The organism is Streptomyces sp. 2114.4, from assembly GCF_900187385.1.
GTDB lineage: Bacteria > Actinomycetota > Actinomycetes > Streptomycetales > Streptomycetaceae > Streptomyces > Streptomyces mooreae.
The window spans coordinates 7,020,172-7,039,934 of the sequence record NZ_FYEY01000001.1 but is presented as its reverse complement, the minus strand read 5'-3'; the positions used below and the strand labels follow the sequence as shown (position 1 = coordinate 7,039,934).

Annotated in this window: 18 protein-coding genes; 7 read left to right on the top strand and 11 right to left on the bottom strand. The window is 73.0% G+C overall.

What is annotated here, in order from left to right:
* Positions 1 to 19 precede the first annotated feature (19 nt).
* From CFW40_RS31085 to CFW40_RS31065, 5 genes are all read right to left on the bottom strand, one after another.
* Positions 20 to 967 carry an SDR family NAD(P)-dependent oxidoreductase gene (locus CFW40_RS31085; RefSeq protein WP_088801096.1) on the bottom strand — a complete coding sequence of 316 codons (948 nt, stop codon included), beginning with the start codon at positions 965 to 967 and terminating at the stop codon, positions 20 to 22.
* Positions 968 to 1,219: 252 nt separating this feature from the next.
* The gene (locus CFW40_RS31080) at positions 1,220 to 2,491 is read right to left on the bottom strand and encodes an MFS transporter (RefSeq protein ID WP_256331189.1); all 1,272 of its coding nucleotides are present in this window, start codon (positions 2,489 to 2,491) and stop codon (positions 1,220 to 1,222) included.
* A 170-nt stretch (positions 2,492 to 2,661) separates the two neighbouring features.
* Positions 2,662 to 3,810, bottom strand: a complete 1,149-nt coding sequence (locus CFW40_RS31075; RefSeq protein WP_088802482.1) for an amidohydrolase family protein — start codon at positions 3,808 to 3,810, stop codon at positions 2,662 to 2,664.
* Positions 3,804 to 5,201, bottom strand: coding sequence for a glutamine synthetase family protein (locus CFW40_RS31070; protein ID WP_088801095.1), 1,398 nt, complete (start codon positions 5,199 to 5,201; stop codon positions 3,804 to 3,806). The genes CFW40_RS31075 and CFW40_RS31070 overlap by 7 nt, the downstream gene beginning before the upstream one ends.
* Positions 5,202 to 5,294: 93 nt before the next feature.
* Positions 5,295 to 7,358 carry a SpoIIE family protein phosphatase gene (locus tag CFW40_RS31065; protein ID WP_088801094.1) on the bottom strand — a complete coding sequence of 688 codons (2,064 nt, stop codon included), beginning with the start codon at positions 7,356 to 7,358 and terminating at the stop codon, positions 5,295 to 5,297.
* A 205-nt stretch (positions 7,359 to 7,563) separates the two neighbouring features.
* Here CFW40_RS31065 and CFW40_RS31060 point away from each other — a divergent pair, with 205 nt between their 5' ends.
* From CFW40_RS31060 to CFW40_RS31035, 6 genes are all read left to right on the top strand, one after another.
* A complete protein-coding gene (locus CFW40_RS31060; RefSeq protein WP_088801093.1) occupies positions 7,564 to 8,433 on the top strand; it encodes a TetR/AcrR family transcriptional regulator in 870 nt (289 codons plus the stop codon).
* 96 nt (positions 8,434 to 8,529) lie between these two features.
* Positions 8,530 to 9,417 carry a 3-keto-5-aminohexanoate cleavage protein gene (locus CFW40_RS31055; protein WP_088801092.1) on the top strand — a complete coding sequence of 296 codons (888 nt, stop codon included), beginning with the start codon at positions 8,530 to 8,532 and terminating at the stop codon, positions 9,415 to 9,417.
* Positions 9,418 to 9,464: 47 nt separating this feature from the next.
* Positions 9,465 to 10,436 (top strand): 3-hydroxyacyl-CoA dehydrogenase NAD-binding domain-containing protein, encoded by a 972-nt coding sequence (locus tag CFW40_RS31050; RefSeq protein ID WP_088801091.1) that lies wholly within the window; start codon positions 9,465 to 9,467, stop codon positions 10,434 to 10,436.
* Positions 10,433 to 10,915 carry a thioesterase family protein gene (locus CFW40_RS31045; protein WP_088801090.1) on the top strand — a complete coding sequence of 161 codons (483 nt, stop codon included), beginning with the start codon at positions 10,433 to 10,435 and terminating at the stop codon, positions 10,913 to 10,915. The genes CFW40_RS31050 and CFW40_RS31045 overlap by 4 nt, the downstream gene beginning before the upstream one ends.
* Positions 10,916 to 11,055: 140 nt before the next feature.
* Complete coding sequence (locus CFW40_RS31040; protein WP_088801089.1) at positions 11,056 to 11,388, top strand: DUF427 domain-containing protein; 333 nt, start codon at positions 11,056 to 11,058, stop codon at positions 11,386 to 11,388.
* A 185-nt stretch (positions 11,389 to 11,573) separates the two neighbouring features.
* On the top strand, positions 11,574 to 12,227 hold the full coding sequence (locus tag CFW40_RS31035; RefSeq protein WP_088802481.1) for a DUF309 domain-containing protein: 654 nt from the start codon (positions 11,574 to 11,576) through the stop codon (positions 12,225 to 12,227).
* Between the two features lie 50 nt (positions 12,228 to 12,277).
* On the opposite strand, the gene CFW40_RS31030 is transcribed toward CFW40_RS31035, so the two are convergent.
* From CFW40_RS31030 to CFW40_RS31005, 6 genes are all read right to left on the bottom strand, one after another.
* On the bottom strand, positions 12,278 to 13,447 hold the full coding sequence (locus CFW40_RS31030) for a D-alanyl-D-alanine carboxypeptidase family protein (protein WP_256331191.1): 1,170 nt from the start codon (positions 13,445 to 13,447) through the stop codon (positions 12,278 to 12,280).
* 209 nt (positions 13,448 to 13,656) lie between these two features.
* Positions 13,657 to 14,892 carry a cytochrome P450 gene (locus CFW40_RS31025; protein ID WP_088801087.1) on the bottom strand — a complete coding sequence of 412 codons (1,236 nt, stop codon included), beginning with the start codon at positions 14,890 to 14,892 and terminating at the stop codon, positions 13,657 to 13,659.
* Positions 14,893 to 15,089: 197 nt separating this feature from the next.
* On the bottom strand, positions 15,090 to 16,310 hold the full coding sequence (locus CFW40_RS31020; RefSeq protein WP_088802480.1) for an MAB_1171c family putative transporter: 1,221 nt from the start codon (positions 16,308 to 16,310) through the stop codon (positions 15,090 to 15,092).
* On the bottom strand, positions 16,303 to 16,914 hold the full coding sequence (locus CFW40_RS31015; protein ID WP_256331713.1) for a hypothetical protein: 612 nt from the start codon (positions 16,912 to 16,914) through the stop codon (positions 16,303 to 16,305). Before CFW40_RS31015 ends, CFW40_RS31020 begins: the two co-directional genes overlap by 8 nt.
* Positions 16,915 to 16,993: 79 nt before the next feature.
* Positions 16,994 to 17,482, bottom strand: a complete 489-nt coding sequence (locus CFW40_RS31010) for a helix-turn-helix domain-containing protein (RefSeq protein ID WP_088801085.1) — start codon at positions 17,480 to 17,482, stop codon at positions 16,994 to 16,996.
* Between the two features lie 189 nt (positions 17,483 to 17,671).
* Positions 17,672 to 18,418, bottom strand: coding sequence for a helix-turn-helix transcriptional regulator (locus tag CFW40_RS31005; protein ID WP_088802479.1), 747 nt, complete (start codon positions 18,416 to 18,418; stop codon positions 17,672 to 17,674).
* 54 nt (positions 18,419 to 18,472) lie between these two features.
* On the opposite strand from CFW40_RS31005, the gene CFW40_RS31000 reads away from it, so the two are divergent.
* Positions 18,473 to 19,702: an MFS transporter gene (locus CFW40_RS31000; RefSeq protein ID WP_256331192.1), complete on the top strand. Its 1,230-nt coding sequence runs from the start codon at positions 18,473 to 18,475 to the stop codon at positions 19,700 to 19,702.
* The last annotated feature ends 61 nt before the right edge of the window (positions 19,703 to 19,763 follow it).

Sequence of the window (19,763 nt, the reverse complement as noted above, 5' to 3'; positions counted from 1 at the left end):
CGTCGATTCGGCCAGTGGCTCAGTGCATCCCCTCGGGGTCGACCCCGGTCAGATCACGGCTCGCGTCCCACAACCGCGCCGCCGGGGAGGGGTCGGCGAGGTGGTTCCACACCGGTTCCCGTCGGGGCTCGCCGCGCAGGCCGAAGACGCGCGGTCCCCACAGCTGGCCCCCGCGCACGGCCGGGTCGAGCACCGCCCGGACCGCGGGCCACGCACCGGCGTGCTTGCCCTGGACGAGGAGAGCCGCAGGTGCCGCGCTCAGCCGTGCGCCGGTGGTTCGCACATGGACCGGTGGCCGTGAGGGGGTGAGGGAGTCCAGCGCGCCGCCGGGGTGGACCACCACGCTCGCCACCGTGCTGCCGGCGGCGCGCAGGCGGCGGTCGAGTTCGACGCCGAAGTACATCTGAGCCAGCTTGGAGCGTCCGTAGGTGCGCTTGGGCCGGTAGTCCTGCCGGGACTGCAGGTCGTCCAGGTCGAGCCGTTCGGACTTCGCCGCGAAGCTGCCCATGGTCACGACGCGGGCGGCCGGCGCGGCTGACAGCAGCGGCATCAGCCACCGGGTCAGCGCGAAGTGCCCGAGGTGGTTCGTGCCGAACATCAGCTCGTGACCGTCCCCGGTCTCCTTGCGCGGCGGGTCGTCAAGCGCGACACCGGCGTTGTGGACCACCGCGTCGAGGCGGTCCACGCCCAGTGCTTCCACGACTGTACGCAGCGACGAGAGGCCGGCGAGGTCCAGCCGTACGGCCCGCACCCGCGCACCCGCGACCCGCGCACGTATCGAAGCCGTGGCGGCCTCGGCCTTGGCCGGATTCCGGCTGCCGAGGACGACGGTCGCGCCGGTTGCCGACAACTGCTCCGCGACGAAGTACCCGATGCCGGCGTTGCCGCCGGTGACCAGGAAGACGCGGCCATCGGCACGCGGCAGCCGTTGGACACTCCATGGCGGGGTGGGGGATGCGGAGGACATGGTGACGGGACTCCCTTACCGGTGAAGAGGGCTGCGGCTGCTTGCCGGGCCACTCGGCACTCACGGTTCCAGCGGCCACCGACACGTCGCCCACGGATCACCGACAGTCCCGCCGGCCGGCCGACATCCCGCCGACACGGTGCCGGCCCGTCGCCGCACCATGCCGGTGAACCTCACAGGAACGTCACGTCGGCCAACCGGAGCGTTCAAAGGCGCCCCGGGGCGCTCGGCCACCGGAGAGGAAAAGGCAGGCTATGGCTGCGGATCCCGTGCGTCGTAGCGGGCGAAGGCGCGGCGGCCGAGGCCCAGGCCGGTCACCACCAGGACACAGGCCAGGCCGCCGCCGATCACCGTGGTGGCCGGGGAGGTCAGATCGGCCATGGATCCGGCGAGGAAGTCGCCCAGCCGCGGCCCGCCGGCGACCACGACGATGAAGACGCCCTGGAGCCGGCCGCGCATCGCGTCCGGCGTCGCGGCCTGCAGCATGGTGCTGCGGAAGACCATCGAGATGGTGTCCGCGCAACCGGCCACGGCGAGGAAGAACAGGCCGAGCCACAGCTGCCGGGAGAGGCCGAAGGAGGCGATGGCAGCGCCCCAGGCGGCCACCGCGATCAGGATGGCCAGGCCGTGCCGGCGGATCCCGCCGAGCCAGCCGGAGAACAGCCCGCCCAGTACGGCGCCCACCGCGGGCGCGGCCACCAGGAGGCCGACGGTCTTGGCGTCCCCGGCGAACCAGAGCACCGCGACCGCGGGAAACAGGGCGCGCGGCTGGGCGAGCACCATCGCGGCCAGGTCCGAGAGGAACGTCATCCGCAGATTCGGCCGGGTGGCGAGGAAGCGCAGGCCGTCCAGTACGGAGGCCCGGCGCCGTGGCCCCTCCCCCTCGGGCCGCATGGACGGCAGCCGCCACATCGCGTACAGCGAGCCGCTGAAGGCCGCCACATCGATCAGATAGGCGGCCTGGTAACCCCACAGACCGACGATGACCCCGCCCAGCATCGGCCCGCCCATCATGCCGAGGTTGCTGGTCAGGGAGTTGAGGGCGTTGGCGGCCGGCAGCTGTTCGGTGGGCAGCAGCCGCGGGATCATCGACGAGCGGGCCGGTGAGTTCATCGCGAAGCAGACGGCCTGGAAGGCGACGACGGTGTAGAGCAGCCAGACCCGGTGGTATCCGGCCAGGGCGGCGCCGGCCAGGGTGAGGGACATCGCGGTGGCGCCCGCGGCGCTGTAGAGACCCAGTTTGCGGCGGTCGACGGTATCGGCGATGGCGCCGCCGTACAGCCCGAAGACGACCAGGGGGACCAGTGAGCACAGTCCCACCAGGCCGACCGCGAAGGTGGAGTGGGTGAGGGTGTAGACCTGCAGGGAGACCGCGAGCGCGGTCATCTGCTGGCCCATCCAGGAGATGGTGTTGCCGCACCACAGGCGGCGGTAATCCGGGGAGACGCGCAGCGGGGTCAGATCGGCGAATATCCGGGAGCGCAGGGGTATTTCGCTTTTCTCTGGGGTCGTTGTAGGGGCCACGCGGCGCAGTAAAGCACGTGGTGGGGGCGTGGTGGGCGGCAGGGCGGAAGCGGCGCTCGGGCGGATCGCCCCTTACCCGCCCGGTGTTCGGGACGCTCCGTGTTCGGCGTGATCGGTGCGTACGGCCGTCATAGGCTCGTGTCCGCCCCCTGTCAGCCCTGTCAGCCCTGTCAGCCCTCCGGAAGCCCGTACACCCTGCGGGCGTTGTCCGCGGCGATCATCGCGCCGACCCGGCGGGCGTCCTCCTCGGACCACGCCCCGGAAGCCGTCCAGTCGCCGAGGACGGTCGCCAGCGCGGTCCGGAACAGTGCGCTGCCGACGACGTACAGCTCCGGCAGGCCGTAGGCGTCGGTGGAGAAGAGCAGTTTGCCGAAGGGCGTGAGCTCCAGGAATTCGGCGAGCACGGCCGCGGCGCGCGGGCCGGTATGAGTGAGCGTCAGCCCGATGTCGGCGTAGACGTGCGGGAACACGGCTGCCAGGTAGGCGGCTTGGCGGTGGTACGGGTAGCAGTGCAGCAGCACGAGGTCCGTGCCGGTGTCGGCGGTGGCCCGCGCCAGGTCGGTCAGCAGTGCCGGGTCGGCGTGGTCGAGCCGGAGGTCGGGGTCGCCGAAGCCGGTGTGGAGCTGGAGGGGGCGGCCGGTGGCGACGGCCAGCTGGACGAGATGGCGCAGCAGGACCGGGTCGGTGAGCCGGGGCGCGCCCGCGGCCAGCCAGGAGCGGGCGGCGGTGTGCACCGCGCCCGGGGCGGGTGGCGCGGGGTCCAGGGCGAGACCGTGACGGTAGGCGGCGACGGTTTTGAAGGCGACGGCGGTGCGGGCGGCGTCCCGGACCGCGCGGGCGAGCGTGTCGGTGAACTCCTCGGCGTCGCGGGCGCCGGCCGCGGTCCGCTCGGCCAGCGTCTCCAGCCGTACGACCTCGAAGCCGGCGCCGCCACCGTCCCCGGCGGTCTCGGCCGGACCCGTCAGGTCGCCGGGCAGCCCGGTGTCGAGGAGGTAGGTGCCGATGCCGGTGGCCCGCAGCAGACGGCGGCGGGTCTCGTCCGGGCCCAGTTCGGCGCGGCGGGCCAGGTAGCGGTCGGACGGGCAGTGCGCCGGCAGGCCGAGCAGCGGCGGGCACCAGCGGCGTACCGCGAAGCCGGCCTGGGTGTCGAAGAAGCTGGTGCCCGCGGCGGGCGGCCGGTCCGACTCGGTGAGATAAGCGGCGAACGCCTTGGGGTCCGGGGCGTGCCGGAGCACTCCGTGGCAGTGGTGGTCCACCAGCGGCGGCAGGCCGTCGCCGGGGTCCGGGACGCTGCCCGCGGGGTCGGCGGGCCTCACCAGCGCCAGCGAGTGGCGGCGGCGATCTCGTCGTCCTCGCTCCCGGCGAAGTGGGCCTCCTCCGCGCGCCGGACGGCGAGCACCGCGCCGTGCAGCACCTCGCCCATGGCCTCGTACAGCGGGGCCGACTTCTCCAGCCGGTCGGCCGCCTCGGTGAGCGTGGCGGGCAGCCGGACGATGCCCCGCCGGGCGCGCTCGCGGACGCCGAGCGCGCCCGGGTCGCCGGTCTGCGGTTCCGGCAGCCGGTCGGCGGACTCGATGCCGTGCAGTCCGGCGGCGATGACCGCGCCGACCGCGAGGTACGGGTTGGCGGCGGCGTCGAATGTCTTGATCTCGGCGTGGCCGCCGTTCGGGTCCTCGGGGGCGCCGGTGATCAGGCGCAGCGCCGCCTCCCGGTTCTCCACGCCCCAGCACTGGTAGACGCCGGCCCATTGGGAGGGCTGCAGCCGCAGATAGCTGGCGGGTGAGGGGCAGCCGATGGCGAGGAGGGCGGGCAGGGCGCCGAGGACGCCGCCGAGGAAGGCCGCAGCGTCCGGCGCCAGGCCCCACGGGGCGTCGGTGCTGCGGTGCAGGCTGGTGCCGTCGCGGTACAGGCCGAGGTGGAGGTGGCAGCCGTTGCCGACCGCTCCGGCGACGACCGACGGGGCGAAGGAGGCGCGCAGTCCGTGCCGGACGGAGACGGCGCGGATGGTCTCGCGGACCAGCACCACATCGTCGGCGGCGCGGACCGGATCGCCGGGGGCGGTGGTGACCTCGAACTGGCCGGGGGCGTACTCGGGGTGGAGCTGGAGGACGTCGATGCCCTGGACGCTCAGCGCCTCGGTGACATCGCGGAGGTAGTCGGAGAGCTCGACGACCCGGGTCATGCCGTACGCGGGGCCCGCGCAGGGGTAGTCGAGCGGTTCGTCCGCGCCGGGGGCGGCCTGGTGGCCGGCGGGGGCGCGGGCGACCACCCACTCGGTTTCGAAGCCCATCCGCAGCTCCAGGCCGGCGGTCGCCGCCCGCTCCGTCATCCGCCGGGCGAACTGCCGCTGGCAGGCGGGGTGCGACCGGCCGAGCTGGTCGTAGCGGTCGGCCGGCGCCCAGGCCCAGCCGGGCTGTGCGGCGAGCGTGGTGACCCGGTCCAGGTCGGGGAAGAGCCGCAGGTCGCCGTCGGGTCCGCCGAGGTGGTCGGAGGCGGTGATGGCGTCGTCGGAGGTGAACACGTCGAAGACGGGCGACATCCCGACTCCGCGCTCCGCCGCGGCCGCGAGCCGTTCGGCCGGCACGGTCTTGACGCGGACGATACCCGCGTTGTCCACCCAGGTCAGCGCCACGTTCCGGACGCCTTCCGCGGAGAGACGTGCCGCCAACTGGCGGGCTTCCTGGCGCTGTTGTGCAGCCCGCGATCCCATAGAGCCGTCCTCACTGACCGTGCCGATGCCTCGGCGCCCGTTCACGCTGTGTGCCCTTCGTGCCCTTCCCGGTGCGGTGCGACGCCTTCCCGGTCAGGAGCAGTTGAACTCGCACCATACGCACTTTCCGCTGCCGCGCGGTTCCACACCCCAGACATCGGCCAGGCGGTCGACGAGCAGCAGCCCGCGGCCGGAGACACCGGCCTCCCCCGGCTCACGGCGCCGCGGCAGACTGCTGGAGTGGTCCTCGACCTCCAGCCGCAGCAGCCGCCCGACGCTGTGCGGCATACGGATGTTGACCACGGCCTCGCCGTCGGTGTGCAGCAGGGCGTTGGTGATCAGCTCGTCGGCGACCAGCTCGATCTCCTCGGCGCGTTCCGCCGCGCCCCAGGCCCGTACCGCGGCCCGGATCATGTGCCGGGCGGCGGACAGGCCTTCGGGGTCGGCGGGCGCGATGTGCTGGCGGAACCGTCCGACGATGTCGTGTTCGGGGGCACCGAGGCGGCGCAGCAGAAGCAGCGCCATATCGTCCTCGCCGGTCCGCTCGTCCGCCGACTCGCACAGCCGGTCGGCGAGTTGCTGCACGTCCTGGGGGCCCTGGCGGACCTCGCGGGCCAGATGGCGCATCCCGTCGTCTAGGTCGGTGCCGGGCTGTTCGACGATGCCGTCGGTGCACAGCAGCAGGGTGTCGCCGGGGGCGAGCAGGACGGTGGTGACCGGGTAGTCGAGCCGCCGGAATGCGGAGGCGATACCGAGCGGCAGCCCGCCGGCCACCGGCAGCCTGCGGCAGATCCCTTCGGCGTGGCGCAGCAGCGGGTCGATATGGCCGGCCCGGACGATCCGGGCCGCGCCGGTGCTCAGATCGGCGTCGACGTAGGTGCAGGTCGCGAAGCGGTCGGTGTCGAGCTCGTTGAGGAAGGCGGAGGCGCGGGCCATGACGGTGGCCGGGGCGTGCCCTTCGGAGGCGTAGGCGCGCAGCACGATCCGCAGCTGGCCCATGAGCGCGGCGGCCTGGGTGTCGTGGCCCTGGACGTCGCCGATGACGGCGGCGACCCGGCCGTCGGGCAGCGGAATCACGTCGTACCAGTCGCCGCCGATGTCCCGGCCCATCCGGGCGGAGCGGTAGCGGACGGCGATCTGCGCACCGGCGACGCCGGGGATCCGGCGCGGCAGCATGGCCTGCTGGAGGCCGGCGGCGAGCTCGTGCTCCTGGTCGTAGAGCATGGCGCGGGCCAGGCTCTGCGCGATGCTGCTGCCGAGCGCCACCAGGACGTTGCGCTCCTGGTCGTGGAAGTCGCTCTCCCGCTCGAAGAAGAGGCCGATCACACCGATCGGGCGGCCCTGTGCGATCAGCGGCAGGTAGGCCGCCGAGTGGACGTTGAGCGGTTCGATGGCCGGCCACAGCCGCGGGTAGTTGCGCCGGAATTCCGCGCGGCTGCCCACATAGCGCGGAGTGAGGGTGCGGACCACTTCGCTCATCGGGAATTCGTCGCCCACCCGGGTGTATTCGAGATCGGGCACAAAGCTGCCCGCCTTGCCCTCGGAGACCAGCCGGATGCGTCCCGCCTCCACCAGCCCGAGGATCACGTTCTCGGCACCCAGCCGGCTCAGCCCCTGCTCGTCGGCGAGCACGGCGATCACTTCGCCGACCGTTCTGGCGTGTGCCAGGGCGGCGGTGGTGCGCTCGACGACGCTGGTGTGCCGACGGCGCTCCTCGTCGACGGCAAGCCGCTCCGCCGCATGGGTGTACTCGTGGCTGGCGTCGCGGACCACGCCGATGATGCGGCGGGGCCTGCCGGTGCTGTCCCGGCGGATGCTGCCCTGGCTGTGGAGCCAGCGCAGCTCGCCGTCGCGCAGCCGGACCCGGAAGTAGGCGCCGCAGGAGTCGCTGCCGTCCTTGAGCGCCCGGGCGACCGAGGCGTCCAGGCGGGCCGCCTCATGGGCCGGGAGGCGGCAGCCGAGCGTGGCCGGACGGTCGTCGTACTCCTCCGGCAGCATGTCGAACACCTCGAGGGCGGGCGCGTCCATGTGCATCAGCCCGCTGTCGAGGTCCCAGTCGAAGCCGCCCATGCCGTTGAGGGCCAGGGTCAGGTCCGGGTGGGCGGGCCAGTCGTCCGGCACCGACACGGTGGGCCGCTTCGCTCCCCGGTCAGCCATGTCGTTACTTTGCCACATTCACCCGGATTGCGGAGGGTCTGACCGTTTCACCCGGCCTTGCTCCTGCAGCACCGGCCCTCGCACTGACTCCTGCATCAGCAATCCCGCAACACCCTCCCTGGAAGCCCAGCAGCAGCGGCATCCATGGAACTTCGCCTCCCCGATCCGTTGCGATGTTCTCAACACGCTGTTACGGTCCCCGACCATGGAGGACACCCCCGGAACCCGGGTCACCGACGACGCCGGAGAGATCACGGACCGCGTCCGTGAGGTGATCGGCCGGCTCGGCTGCAGCCACCGCGAATTCGCCCGCCGGATCGTGCTGGACCCGTCGAAACTGTCCAGGTCACTGGGGGGCACCCGGCGTTTCACCCTGGCCGAGATCGTCCGTATCGCCGACATCGGCGAGGTCGGCACGGGCTGGCTGCTCGGCGCCCCCGAGCGGCCCTCGGCACCGCCGGACCGCGCGCCGGCGGCCGTCCCCGAGGGCGGCCGGCCGTTGCAGATCGTGCGGGAAACCGTCCGGCTGATCGCCGAGCACGGCTTCCACGGCGTCCGGGTCGCCGATATCGCGGCCGCCTGCGGTACCAGCCCGGCCGCGGTGCACTACCACTTCCCCGGCCGCGACGAACTCCTGGAAGCGGCCGTGCGCTGGTGCATGGACGAGGACACCGAACGCCGCGCCGCGGGCCTGGCCGCGGCCCCCGACGCCCGCGGCGAGCTGCTGCATCTGATCGCGCTGCAGACACCGCGCACCGAGCAGCAGCGCCGGCAGTGGCTGGTCTGGCTGGATCTGTGGGCCCAGGCCGCCCGCTCCACGGCCGTGGGGCGGCTGCACGAGCACTACTACCGGCAGTGGCGCACCACCGTCGCCGATGTCGTGCGCCGCGGCGTCGGCCAGGGCGTCTTCCGCACCGTCGATCCGGAGTTCGCCGCGCTGCGGCTGACCGCCCTGATCGACGGCCTGGCCACCCAGGTGCTCGCCACCGCGCCGGACAGCACCGGCCCCGACACGATGCACGCCGCGCTGCTCGCCTTCGTCGACAGCGAACTCACCGCCGCCCCCGCCGACTGAGGGCGCCACTCCCCCGCCGCAACCGCCACTCCCCCGCGCTCACCGGACCGGGCCCCGAGACACGACACGAGGCACGACACCCACCGAAGGGAACCCGTGAACAACGAGGTCATCATCACCTGCGCGCTCACCGGCGCCGGCGACACCGTCCACCGCTCCCCGCACGTCCCCGTGACGCCCGAGCAGATCGCCGCGTCGGCCGTCGAGGCGGCCGCCGCGGGCGCCGCTGTGGTGCACATCCACGTACGCGACCCCGAGACCGGCGCCCCGTCGCGCGACCCGCGGCTGTACGCCGAGGTGGTCGAGCGGATCAAGGAGACCGGCACCGACGTCGTCATCAACCTCACCGCGGGGATGGGCGGCGACCTGGTGATCGACCCCGACCGGCCGCTCCGGCAACTGCCCGGTACGGACCTGGTGAGCGGCCTGGAGCGGCTGCCGCACGTCGAGGAACTGCTGCCCGACATCTGCACCCTGGACTGCGGCTCCCTCAACTTCGGGGACGGCTCCAACCTCTACGTCTCCACCCCCGACATGCTGCGGACGGGCGCCCGGCGCATCCAGGAACTCGGGGTGCGGCCCGAGTTGGAGATCTTCGACACCGGTCAGCTGTGGTTCGCCAAGCAGCTGCTGGCCGAGGGGCTGCTGGACGACCCGACGGTCTTCCAGCTGTGCATGGGCATCCCGTGGGGCGCGCCGGCCGACCCGGGCGTCCTGCAGTCGATGGTGCACCTGCTGCCCGAGGGCGCTCAGTGGGCGAGCTTCGCGCTCGGCCGCATGCAGCTGCCGTGGGTCGCCCAGTCGATCCTCCTCGGCGGCCATGTGCGGGTCGGCCTGGAGGACAACCTCTACCTCAGCAAGGGCGTCAAGGCCACCAACGGCCAGCTAGTCGAACGCGCCGTCCGCATCACCGAGTTGCTGGGGGCCTCGGTCGCCGGCCCCGACCGGGCACGTGCCCTCCTGGGCCTGAAGCCGCGCGGCTGAGGCCTCGCCACCCGCCCGTCCCTCCACTCCCCAGGAGCCGCTCCCCCATGCCCGAAACCACCTCTGCCCCCTGTGCCCCCGAGGACGTACGCCGTATCGCCTGTATCGGCGCCGGAGTGATCGGCGGCGGCTGGGCCGCCCACTTCCTCGCCCGCGGCTACGACGTCACCGCCTGGGACCCGGCCGACGACGCCGGGGAAAGGCTCCGCCGCCTGGTCGCCGCCGCCTGGCCCGCGCTGGAACAGATAGGCCTGGCCGACGGGGCCTCGCCGGACCGGCTGACGCTCGCCCCCACCCTCGCCGAGGCGGTCGCCGACGCCGACTTCGTCCAGGAGAGCGCCCCCGAGAACCTGGAGTTGAAGCGCTCCCTGCTCGCCGAGCTCGCCGCCGCGACCCGCCCCGGCGTGGTCATCGCCTCCTCCACCTCCGGCTACCCGATGACCGATATGCAGACGGCGGCCGAGGACGCCGGCCGCCTGGTCGTCGGCCACCCCTTCAACCCGCCGTACCTCATCCCGCTGGTCGAGGTCGTCGGCGGCGAGCGGACCGACCGGGCGGCCGTCGCCTGGGCGTCGCGCTTCTACGACCTGGCGGGCAAGTCCGTGATCACCATGGACCGCGAGCTGCCCGGCTTCATCGCCAACCGCCTCCAGGAAGCCCTCTGGCGCGAGGCGCTGCACATGGTCGCGAACGGCGAGGCCTCGGTCGAGGACATCGACGCCTCGATCACCGAGGGCCCGGGGCTGCGCTGGGCGTTCATGGGCCCCTGTCTGACCTTCGCGCTGGCCGGCGGTGAGGGCGGGATGGCTCATATGCTCGACCACTTCGGCCCGTCCCTGAAGTCGCCGTGGACCCGGCTGGCGGCTCCCGAGCTGGACCGCGAGCTGCGCGACGCCATGGTCGACGGGTGCGCAGAGGCGGCGGGCGGCCGTACGTACGCGGACCTGGTCGCCGAACGCGACCAGGGCGTCATCGACGTCCTGCGTGCCACGGGCCGGCTGGGGAGCACCCGCCGGTGACCGGCGACACGGCGGGCGGCCTCCCGCTCTTCCACCAGACCGTCCGGGACGACTGGATCGACTACAACGGCCACCTCAACGAGGCCTACTACGTCCTGGTCTTCGGCTTCGCCACCGACGCCCTGATGGACGCGGCCGGCCTCGACGCGGCCTACCGGGGCCGCACCGGCTGCTCCCTGTACACGGTCGAGGCGCACGTCCGCTATCTCCACGAGGTCGCCCGCGGCAGCGAACTCACCGTCCGCACCACCGTATTGGGCGTGGACGACCGAAAACTGCGCCTCCTCCACGAGATGTTCACCGGTGCGCCGTCCGGCTCCGCGGTGGCCACGGAGGAGCTGTTCGCCCTGCACGTCGACCGGGCCGCCGGGGGCGCGGCGCCCCTGCCCGACGCGAGCCGGGAGTACTTCGCGGGGCTCCTGGCGCCGGCGCCGCCGTGGGCGGGCAACGGGATCCGCGCGGTGCGGCCGCCCCGGTAGCGACCGCGGGCACGGCCGGGGCGCCGCCGGGGCCCCGGCCGTGCCTCCTCCGGGTGCCTCCGCCGGCCGGGCCCGCCGCGTCGTTCCGGTGCCATCCTGGAAGGAGCGAGGATCTTCACCACTCACCGAGGGAAGCCACCATGACCACCACCAAGGGCCATCACATCGAGGTCAGGCAGGGCACCGACCACGTCCGCGTCACGGTCGGCGGCCGGCTGCTGGCCGACAGCCGCCGCCCGCTCCTCCTCCAGGAGACCGGCTACCCCGTGCGCTACTACCTCCCGCCCGAGGACGTCCGCACCGATCTGCTGACCCCGTCCGAGACGCACACCGTCTGTCCTTTCAAGGGCACCGCCTCCTACTGGTCGCTTCCCGACGGCCCTGAGGACATCGCATGGGCCTACCCGGAACCGCGTGCCGCGGTGGCGCAGATCAAGGATCACTTCTGCTTCTACGAGGTCGACACGGACTGAGCCGGGTGCGGCAGCGGGCCCCGCCCGCGCCGCGGGACCCCCGCACGGCGCACAATCGAAGGGTGAACGACGCGGAGCGACCCCACGACGAACCCGGCACCTCCCGCGAGCCCGGCGCGCCGCCGCCGCACGAGGGCGGCGACCCGGCCTGCTGGCTGGACCAGGTGTGCGACGCCTGCGGCCGGATCCGGGAGCGGCCCCGCAGCGCGGTATGCGAACACTGCGGGGCCGGGCCGGACGGGACGACGGCGGGGGCGGCGCCGAGCGGGGCGGGCTCATCCGCCACCGGCCGGCGGGCCCCCCGGCGGGATCGGGATGAGGAGGGCCGGGCCCGCAACGCCCGCCCGCGCGACGGCCTCGGCCGGCCGCTGCCGTACGGCTCCCCGGGTGTGGCAAGGCAGCCGGAGGGGGTGTCCCGTACGCCCGCGCAGTCACTGGCCGAGGCACAGCGGCTGCTCGACGACGGGATGCCGTTCCACGCCCATGAGGTGCTGGAGGACGCCTGGAAGGCGGCTCCGGAGGCGGAGCGGGAGCTGTGGCGGGGGCTCGCCCAGCTCGCGGTGGGCCTCACCCATGCGGCGCGGGGCAATGCCGTGGGCGGCACGGCTCTGCTCGACCGGGGTGCGGCGGCCATCGCGCCGTATGCGGACGCCGCCCCGTACGGGATCGACATCGCAGGACTGACGGCGTGGGCCGGGGAACTGACCGGACGTCTGACCGGCACCGGGGCGGCCGTACCGGCGGCACGAACGGCGCCCCGGCTGCGCGCCACCGGACACGACGCCGGGGACCACCCCACCGGCGACGAGACCGGCGACCGCCCCGGCGCGGGCGGCTGACGCCGGGCTCCGCCGGGACGAGCGGAGCCGCGGCTGACCGGCCCCTGGGCCTACGCCGCCCCTTCCCCCTGCCTGCGGCGCCTGCGGGCCTGGCGCCACCGGCCGAGCAGCGCGCCCAGCCCGAGGGCCGCGACACCGGCGCCGCCCGCGCCCAGGACGAGGGTGGAGTTCCTGGGCGGGCCGCCGCGTGCTGTGGCCGTGGTGACCTCGGCGGCCACCGGGTGGAGCGGGGCGTCGCCGTCGTAGGCGGTGCGGACGGCGTGCAGGGTGCCCACCGGCTGGGTCTTTCCGGCGGTGTCGAAGCCCCAGTCCAGCAGCGAACCGGCTTCCTTGTAGACGGCGTTGGTCTCGTTCGACTGCGGATTCAGCACGGTGACCAGCAGGGTGCGGCCGTTCCGCCGGGCGGCGGCGATCAGGGTGTTGCCGGCCTTGCTGGTGTAGCCGTTCTTGACGCCGATGATGCCGGGGTAGCGGGACAGTCCGTGCGAGCCCACCAGTATCCGGTTGGTGTTCTCGATCATGGTGGTGCCGCCGGCGCCGGGGAAGGCGGCGCGGGTGGTGGCGCAGTAGCGGGCGAAGTCGTCATTGGCGAGTCCGGCGCGGGCGAAGACGGTCAGGTCGTACGCCGAGGACACCTGACCGGGCGCGTCATAGCCGTCCGGGGACTTGACGGTGGTGTCGCGCGCTCCGAGTTTGCCGGCGGTCTCCTGCATCTCCTGGGCGGTGGTCCGCCAACCGCCGTTCATCGCGGCCAGCACGTGCACCGCATCGTTGCCGGAGCGCAGGAAGACGCCGCGCCACAGGTCGGCGACGGAGTAGCTGCGGCCCTCCTTGACGCCGACGACGCTGCTGCCGGTCCCGATGCCCGCCAGGTCCGCCGAGCTGACCCGGCGTACGGCACCGGCCGAGAACTTCGGCAGGACGGTGACCGCGAAGAGCGTCTTGAGGGTGCTGGCCGGAGGGAGCTTGCGGTGCGCGTTCTTCGCGGCCAGCACGCTGCCGGTGTCCGCGTCGGCCACCATCCAGGACAGGGCGGACAGACCGCCGGGCAGCCTCGGGGTGCCGGGGGCGGCGACGGGCTGCACCCCGGCACCTGCCGCGGAGGGCTGACGGGACGTCGAGTCGTGCGCGGCAGCCGGTATGGACGTGAGCGACACCGCGGCGGCGGCGATCAGGGTCATTGCCGCTGCCTTCTTGGACACACGCGCGTCAATTGCCATGCCGTCACGCTAAGAAGCGGGGCCGCGGGCCGCAGCACAGTTGAGCCAGACGGACCACGCGGCGTGTCGGGCACCCGGCGTGTCGCAACTGCAATGGCTGCAAAGAAGGACCCGCCCGGTGCGACGGGGGATGCACACCGGGCGGGTCTCAGGAACCTTTCTACCTCATGAGCGAACGGTTACGCCTCAAAAACTTGTTCGTTCGCCGCTCAGAAGGTGACGGGGAGCGAAATCAGGCCACGTGACCGCAGGGACCGACGATGCCGCAAATGGCCACGCGGGACGTCCAGACGCAGCCCCGGAAAACGGTCGAGGAGCGCTTCCAGCGCGATGGCCGTTTCCATACGGGCCAGTGGGGCGCCGAGGCAGTAGTGGATGCCGTGTCCCAGCGCGAGGTGCCCCGAGAGGTCCCGGCCGCGGTCGAAAGTGTCCGGATCCGCAAAGCGCGCCGGGTCGCGGTTCGCGGACGCTATCGACAGCAGCACGCTCTCCCCGGCCGCGATCCGTACACCACCGATCTCCAGGTCCTCCTTGGGGAAGCGGCGGAGCGCCAGCGGCCCCGGCCCGTCGTAGCGAAGGAACTCCTCCACGGCGGCAGGGATTTCGGCCGGATTGTGCTGCAAGTGGCGGAGCTGGTCGGGGTGGTCGAGCAGGGTGAGCACGGCATTGCCGATGAGGTGGACGGTGTTCTCGTAGCCGCCGAAGAGGATGAGAAAAGCGAGCGAGGTCAGTTCGTCCTCGCTGAGCCGCTCGCTCCCCTCGTCCGCCGCCTCGATGGCGGCCGGGTCGTCGCGTACCGCGATCAGGTCCGAGAGCAGATCGTCGCCCGGCTCCGCACGCTTGGCCGCGATCAGGCCGGTGTAGAACACCTGCATCGCCCCGATCGCCTCCTTCATCAGCTCCGGACGGCTGGGATCCGGGGTAATGAGCGCGTCCGACCAGGCCAGGAAGTCGCGGCGGTCACGGTGCGGAATACCGAGCAGATCGCAGATGACGGTGATCGGCAGCGGGCCTGCGTAGTCGGCGATCAGATCCGCCCGGCCGCGCTCCGCCATCGCGTCCAGCAGTTCTTCGGCGGTCTTCCGCACGGGCGCGCGCAGCGCCTCGATGCGGCGCGGGGTGAAGGCCTTGGCCACCAGGCGGCGGATCCGGGTGTGGTCCGGCGGGTCCATGTTCCCCAGGTTGGCGTCCAGCGCGGGCGGGAGCGAGAACCCTTGGTAGCCGCCGGGCGCGGCATGGCGCTTGTCCAGGGAGAGCCGGGGGTCGGCGAGAGCGCGGCGGACGTCGTCGTAACGGGTCACCAGCCAGGCGGGCGTCCCGTCGGGGCCGGTGATCCGGTGCACCGGCCCGGCTTCGCGCAGCGCGGCGTAGGTGACGTACGGATCGTCGAGAAGCGGCGTCACGTCAATGGGGGCGTCGGGCCCGGTATCGGCGGTGTTCGGCATGATCCCGACCTTAGGCCCTTAGGGGGTGTCTCCCCGAGCGCCCCTGCACCCTCGGGCAGGCCGTGTGCCCGCCTTCCCAAGTCCCTGATCTCACAGGGCTTCTGAGGCAGCGGGACCGATCCGCCGGACCGGTGCCGCCTGGGTGGTTCGGGCGGCCCGGACCCCCGTACCGGGCCACCCCGTCTGTGGGTGCTTCCTCAGCTGCGCGCCAGCGCGCTCCGCTGGCGCAGCTCGGTGAGCACGGTCTCGATCAACGGTGAGTGGTAGACGTCCGCGACCAGCGCCAAGTGCTCGTACTCCGCGGTGAGTTCGGCCGGTTCCGTGCCGCTGGAGACCACCACGCTGTCGGCCCCGTGGACGGGGACATGACCCACCGCGCGGTTCTCCAGACCACGGCGGAGTGCGGCGGCCTCGGCGACGGCCGCCAGCTGCCGGTCGTCCAGGGCGACGGCGCGGGCGCGTTCCCGGGCGATGTCGAGGGCGTCGGACTCCACATGGCGGCGGATACCGCGCTGTACGTCCCGGATCTCGGCCATCTGGCGGTTGGCCCGCCACTCCAGATCCGCGAACGGCCAGCGTACGGCCCACGCCGAGGCCTCCATCGTGACCTCCGGGGAGCGGGCGGTGACGGCCCGCCAGAGCGGGGAGAGCCGACGCAGCCGGCGCCAGGCGGCGACCCGGGGGCCGGCCGCCGGCAGCGCGAATCCGGCGAGGACCATGAGCGCCGCGACCGAGGCGCTGAGCGGGGCCACCCCGTTGGAGAGCCAGAGCGCCGGGTGGCCCGTCCAGGACAGGACGAAGCCGATGACCTTGCAGCCGCAGTAGCCCAGGCCGAGCCAGCAGCCCGCGGCCAGCAACCGCAGACCGCGGGCCAGATACGTCGTGCCGAGCCGGGCGGCGAGCCGCGGGCACAGCGTCCCCAGGGCCGCCGAGCTCATGCCGAAGATGGCCAGATACAGCACCAGGAACAGCATGACACCGGGCGAGTCGGTGTAGGCGGTGCTGAAGTCGCGGGGGTGCTCGACGGCGTCCGGCCTGCCGACCGCGAACCCGGTGACCGCCACTGCCCACAACGCGGCCACGGCCCCGACGGCGGCGCGCGCTCTGGTCCGCGCACGGGCCCGCGCGGCCGCGCCCTCGCCCGCCGTCCAGCGCAGCATCAGTACCAGCGCGCCCGCGGCGAACACCACGACGGAGGAGTAGAGGAAGACCATGGCGAGGTTGGCCACGCCGGCCAGCCGGTCGAAGGCCCGGTAGAGGCTCGGCGCGGAGAAGAGGAAGACCGTGGCCACACCCCCGGTCATCAGGCAGGCCAGCCCCAGGTCGGCATTGCTGCGGTCGCGGAGCCAGGCCCGGGACTTGTACCCGACGATCGCCCACGCCGCCACGCCGAACGACAGATAGATGACATCAAACACGCGGACCCCCGTCCCCCGTCGCCCCCGCACCGACACCGTCGCCGCCCGTGCCGCCGGACGGCGCTTCCTCCCGCCGTCTGAGGTGCTGCAACGCGGGCCCGAGCGCCGCCGCCAGCTCGGCCGCCTGCCCCTCCAGGGGCAGTTCGCGCTCGCCCGCGGACGGCGCCACCCGTTCCATCAGCAGCGTGCCGAGCACTTCGGTCTCCCGCTCGGCGAGGTTGTCATAGCCGTGGTGCCGCGCGAAGCCCATGGTCAGCCCCATGCGCCGCATGGCGGTGGCCACATCGACCGAGGGCGTCCACAGCTTCAGCGCGTCCTCGGTGACCGCGGGGTCCTGGCCGTGCCCCAGGAGCAGATGGCCCAGTTCGTGCAGCACGATGTGGGCCTGGTGCCAGGGGGAGGTCTTCAGCTCGTAGAAGACCCAGTAGCCGTCGTCGGTGACGGCCGTCATCCCCGAGACCACCCCGCCCAGGCTCATCGGCACCAGGTGGACGGGCCGCGCCACCCGTGCGGCGACGATCTCGCACATCCCCCGCAGGTCGGTCGTGGCGGGCAGCGCCAGCTCCTTGATGAGCCGCTTGCACCGCCTGCGTATCTGCCCCACTCGCATGCTCGTCCCGTCCTCGTGTCCGGCCCGCTGCCAGGAAGCGAAAATCCGGCCGCGCTCAGCGGTCCGCGTCGGCTCACTCACCGTGCCGGTCACCGCCCCGCTCCGGCGGATCGGCCGGCAGGTTCATCTGCTGCCGGAACTGGGAGATGATCGTCGTCAGGCTGTCCTGCACCTCCGGCGGCAGCCCCACGGAGCGCAGCGCGATGGCGCGCACCCGCTGGTCGCGCATGGCGGCGAGGAAGCGGACCTCTTCCTCCACCCGCGCGGCCTGCGGCTGCGAGAGGTCCCCCAGCAGATAACCGACCGGTACGGCAAAGAACTTGGACAGCGCGCGCAGCAGTTCCGGGCTCGGGTTCGTCCGCCGGCCGTTGCGCAGCATCGACAGATACTGCTCGGTGACCTTGACGCCGCCGTACTCCTCGTCCCCGGCGCTGATCTCCTCGGCCACAAAGGCGTTGGTATACGGGGCCCCCGGCGGGTGCATGTTCGCGAAGAGATGGCTCAGCCGCTCCGCGAGCGTGCTGCCCGCCTCGTCGGACCGGCCGTCGTCCCCCACGCTCATGCCCACCGTCCCCCCATCGATCGGCCCCAACGAACAGTTAAGGCACCGTCACCGCCGTTCTCATCCTGGCACGGGGGGTACGGGGCGCACCAGTCCACTTACGGACAGTAGGGACCGCTCCGGCTTAACCAGGAGTTGAGCTGGATTTGAGGTTCGCCGCCGACCTGGGCCGGCCGGACCGCCGCGCGGCTACTCCCGGCGGTGGTGAGCGCCCGGGGTGTATCCGTAGGCACGGCGGAAGACATCGATGAAGGCACTGGTGGAGGACCAGCCGCAGCGGCGGGCGACGGCGGTGACGGATGTGCCGTCGGCGAGCATCTTCAGGGCGTGGTACAGCCGCAGTTGGGTGCGCCACTGAGGGAAGGTCATGCCGAGCTCGGAGCGGAAGAGGCGGCTGAGGGTGCGCTCCCCGGTGTGCGTGTGGGCGCCGAGCTCGGCGAGGGTGCGGGAATCGGCGGGGTCGTCGTGCAGGAGGGCACAGACGGCGGCCAGTCGCGGATCGGCGGGGGACGGCAGTTGTACGGGCTGCTGGGGCGAGGCGCGGAGCTGATCGAGGAGAACGGCGCGCAGGCGGCGGCGCTCCGGGCCGCTCCCGGCGGGGTCTCGGGTGTAGGCGAGGATCAGCTCGCGCAGCAGGGGGCTGACCGCCAGGACGGTGGGCGCGTCCAGGCGCAGGGGGTTGTCGCCGACCGGCAGGCCGAGGGTGTGCAGGTCGAGGTGGCCATAGGCACGGTGGGCGTGGACGGTACCGGCGGGGACCCAGATGGCGCGGGTGCCGGGGGCGAACCAGGTGCCGGCGTCGGTGGTGACGGCGAGGACGCCGGAGCCCGCGTAGACGATCTGGTGGTTGTCATGGCGGTGGGCGTCGATGCGTTCACCGGCCGCCAGCGCCAGCGCGTGGGCCGGCGCGGCAGGTGTGTGGCGGATATTCGACATGTGTTGGCACTTTATCGGAAGCGGGACAGCCGGCGCGGCGGTGACGATCGGTGGGTGTCCACCAACCAGTCCCCAGCGCGCTCCACCACCTCCCTCAAGCTCCTGTCCCTGAGCCACGCCTGCGTCGACATCTACCAGGGCGCGGTGGCCGCGCTCGTGCCGTTCTTCCTCTCCGAGCGGGCCTACACCTACGCCGCGGCCTCCGGCATCGTCCTGGCCGCCTCGCTGCTCTCCTCGGTGGCCCAGCCGTTGTTCGGCGCCCTGACCGACCGGCGGGCGATGCCCTGGCTGCTGCCCGTGAGTGCCCTGACCGCGGGCGTCGGCGTCGCCCTCAGCGGCATCGGCGGGTCCTACGCACTGACCCTGACCGTCATTGCCGTCTCCGGTGTCGGGGTGGCGGCCTACCACCCCGAGTCCGCCCGTATCGCCCGTATCGCGAGCCGCGGCAGCCACACCGCGATGGGCCTGTTCTCCCTCGGCGGCAACATCGGCTTCGCGGCCGCGCCGCTGATGGTCTCCGCCGTGATCGCCACCGGCGGCCTGCGCGCCTCTCCGCTCCTGGTCGTCCCGGCCCTGGCCGGCACCGCCCTGTGCGTGGCCGCGCTGCGGACCGTCGGCCTCCCCGCCCCGGCCAGGGCCACCTCCGGTGCCGGAGGCCGTCCGGCGGGCAAGGATGACTGGCCGGCCTTCCTCATGATGTCCGGCGCCGTCGTGTGCCGCTCGATCGTCTTCGTCGGCCTGAGCGCCTTCCTCTCCCTGTACGCACGCCAGCGCACCGGAGGAGGGGAATCCGCGGGCACCGCGGCCCTGTTCGTGCTCTACCTCGGCGGCGCCATCGGTACCGTCGCCGGAGGCCGGCTCGCCACCCGCTACGGCCGTACCGCGGTGGTCCGCTGGTCCTACGCCCTGACCGTCCCCGCCGTCGCCGGCGTCGTTCTGGTCCCCGGCCCGCTCCTGTACCTGTTCACCGCCCTGACCTCGGCCGGCCTGTACGTACCCTTCTCCCTGCACGTCACCCTCGGCCAGGACTACCTCCCGCGGCACGCCGGCACCGCCGCCGGCGTCACCCTGGGCCTGACCGTCAGCATCGGCGGCCTCGCCGGCCCGCTCATCGGCGCCGCCGCGGATGCCACCTCCCTGCAGACCGCCCTGACCCCGCTCATCGCCTTCCCCGCCCTGGGATGGCTGCTGCTGCGCACGCTGCACGAACCCGAGATGCCGGAAAACGTGCCGGCGACCGCCCCCGGCCCACAGAAGAGCGCCACTTCCGTCGCCCGCTCGTGAGCCGGCCCGGGCAGGTAATGCCCGGGTCCCGGTCATGCAGCGGCGGCTTTGTGGAACGCCT

Coding starts and splice junctions, on each gene's coding strand:
- CFW40_RS31085 (WP_088801096.1), bottom strand. CDS start 967: ATGTCCTCCGCATCCCCCACCCCGCCATGGAGTGTCCAACGGCTGCCG.
- CFW40_RS31070 (WP_088801095.1), bottom strand. CDS start 5,201: ATGGGATCGCGGGCTGCACAACAGCGCCAGGAAGCCCGCCAGTTGGCG.
- CFW40_RS31065 (WP_088801094.1), bottom strand. CDS start 7,358: ATGGCTGACCGGGGAGCGAAGCGGCCCACCGTGTCGGTGCCGGACGAC.
- CFW40_RS31060 (WP_088801093.1), top strand. CDS start 7,564: ATGGAGGACACCCCCGGAACCCGGGTCACCGACGACGCCGGAGAGATC.
- CFW40_RS31050 (WP_088801091.1), top strand. CDS start 9,465: ATGCCCGAAACCACCTCTGCCCCCTGTGCCCCCGAGGACGTACGCCGT.
- CFW40_RS31040 (WP_088801089.1), top strand. CDS start 11,056: ATGACCACCACCAAGGGCCATCACATCGAGGTCAGGCAGGGCACCGAC.
- CFW40_RS31030 (WP_256331191.1), bottom strand. CDS start 13,447: ATGGCAATTGACGCGCGTGTGTCCAAGAAGGCAGCGGCAATGACCCTG.
- CFW40_RS31025 (WP_088801087.1), bottom strand. CDS start 14,892: ATGCCGAACACCGCCGATACCGGGCCCGACGCCCCCATTGACGTGACG.
- CFW40_RS31010 (WP_088801085.1), bottom strand. CDS start 17,482: ATGAGCGTGGGGGACGACGGCCGGTCCGACGAGGCGGGCAGCACGCTC.
- CFW40_RS31005 (WP_088802479.1), bottom strand. CDS start 18,418: ATGTCGAATATCCGCCACACACCTGCCGCGCCGGCCCACGCGCTGGCG.